2 protein-coding genes are annotated in these 1843 nt (G+C 36.2%); both read right to left on the bottom strand.

Going from position 1 to position 1843, the window contains the following annotated elements:
- Positions 1 to 111: 111 nt before the first annotated feature.
- Positions 112 to 987, bottom strand: coding sequence for a hypothetical protein (locus GOQ24_RS09060; RefSeq protein ID WP_155093050.1), 876 nt, complete (start codon positions 985 to 987; stop codon positions 112 to 114).
- 4 nt (positions 988 to 991) lie between these two features.
- Positions 992 to 1843: RHS repeat-associated core domain-containing protein (locus tag GOQ24_RS09055; RefSeq protein ID WP_317165484.1), on the bottom strand; the 852-nt coding region annotated here is incomplete at its 5' end.

Genomic DNA, 1843 nt, shown 5'->3' with positions numbered 1-1843 from the left:
AGAACATTACAGATTTATATCCTCATAACTATAAAACATTAAACTCAAACGTTGTAGAAGAATAATTATATCTCACAAGATGTACTTGCTCGGGTGCATACGTCCTTTTCATCATTTCCAATATTTTTCCAATCCTTTATACTCTCCGAACCAATACTTAAAAGCAACTTTATCGATACCATATTCTCCTAACCAGAAATCAACTGGGTAAGACCAGTCTGAATTATGTGTTTTGTGTGGAGGGCAACCTAGCTGTCTATATTCATAAAATGCTCCTAGATGTTTATCACTGTGAAGTATTCCACAGTACCCTAGTAGTCCCAAGAAAGATTGAACCTGATCTGTTTGTTCTTTATGAAGTAGTCTACTCTTGGTTAATCTTTTTCTTAAAATCGTAGGTGTATCCTTCTGTTCACTAGAAAGAACGAGATCTAAGATTGCTGAGAATCGTTCTATATCTTCATCAGTTGGTGTCTCCTCTTCTAAGCGTTTATCTATAAGCATGCCTACATAAAGGTTTGTTAAGTCAAGACTCTTTCCTCCCCCTAGATACATTAAATAAAGTAATGAACTATTTAATGAGCTAGGTTGGTACATATAGTCATTGCAGATAGAACAGGGAGTTGTTACATATTTTACTTTATCATATTCTTCCTCTTCTAAATTGTGTTCTTTATTATAGAATGTATGTGTTGGAAAGGTCTTCATTATAGCCATTACCCCAAGACCTACACGATAGTCAGGTCGGCTCAGAGTCAGGCTTCTTAAGAATAGATTAGTACATTTTTGTTTATTCATCTCTACATGTACACGAGCTAATAATTTAATAAAATCACTATGGGGAATAGAGTCTTCTTTAGGTTCTGTTAACCAATACCCTTTAGTGATAGCGTAATTAATGTCATCATGTCTCCACAGAGAGGTATCATCTTCAAAGGCATATTTATCCAATATTTTATATGCTTTTTTATCTATTTCATTCTTCATATTCCTAATGTTTGTGTTTTCTTTTTTTGTCAAATTCATCGAATGTTAATTCTTCAAGAGTAGGAAGTTCAGTTACTTTCTTTACATTTTCTTTATTTAGGAACTCTCTACCTTGTTTCATTCTTTTCTTACCATCCGCTTTCTTTCGCTTTCTTTCTGAGATACCATCGATATTATTACCTCGTCTAAACTCTTGACTTCTACCTATTTTTCCACCTGTATCGTCAATACCGATTTGTTCTAAACCTCTAACAGGGTCAGGCTTAATATCAAAGTCTGTTTTTCTCTTCAAGGTATCACCTTCCCCGAAACGTGCTCCATCTATAGTTCCTTCTGTTGCATTGTGCCTTCTAGCTACATCCATCAGGCTCATGTCATCTCCTGCGCGACCAACATAATATGGTTTCCCTTTGCTATCTTCTAAGATATAAACCCAATCTAGACCAAAAGGGCCTGTTATTCGATTAGTATCTCTAACATAACTATATAGATTATAGTTACGGCTATTTAACCCAATAGGATCCTGACTAACATACATCCCCATATCAGGATTATAATACCTAAAGCGGTTATAGTATAGACCACTCTCCAGATCATCATACTGTCCCTGATATCGAAACGGACAGTCCATCCGCTTACCTACCTTCATATCGATACGACCATAGATATCTAAGACACCATGCCAGACTAGCTCCCCTTCTGAGCTATACATATACTCCGGTGTACCGAGATAGTTACTCACAATACTAAAGTGCTCCCCATCCTTAATCTTACCACAAGGTACAAAAGAATTTACTTCGTACAACCATGTCGTGATACTATCCGTAGGTTCTGTGACCTTACACAGCTTACCTGT

The organism is Myroides sp. LoEW2-1 (assembly GCF_009767705.1).
Classification (GTDB): Bacteria; Bacteroidota; Bacteroidia; order Flavobacteriales; family Flavobacteriaceae; genus Flavobacterium; species Flavobacterium album_A.
Note: the sequence above shows the minus strand (reverse complement) of the source record. Positions and strands in the feature narration are given on the sequence as shown.

What these genes read in the sequence shown, in the direction of transcription:
- GOQ24_RS09060 (WP_155093050.1), bottom strand. Translation starts at nt 987, where the DNA reads ATGAAGAATGAAATAGATAAAAAAGCATATAAAATATTGGATAAATAT.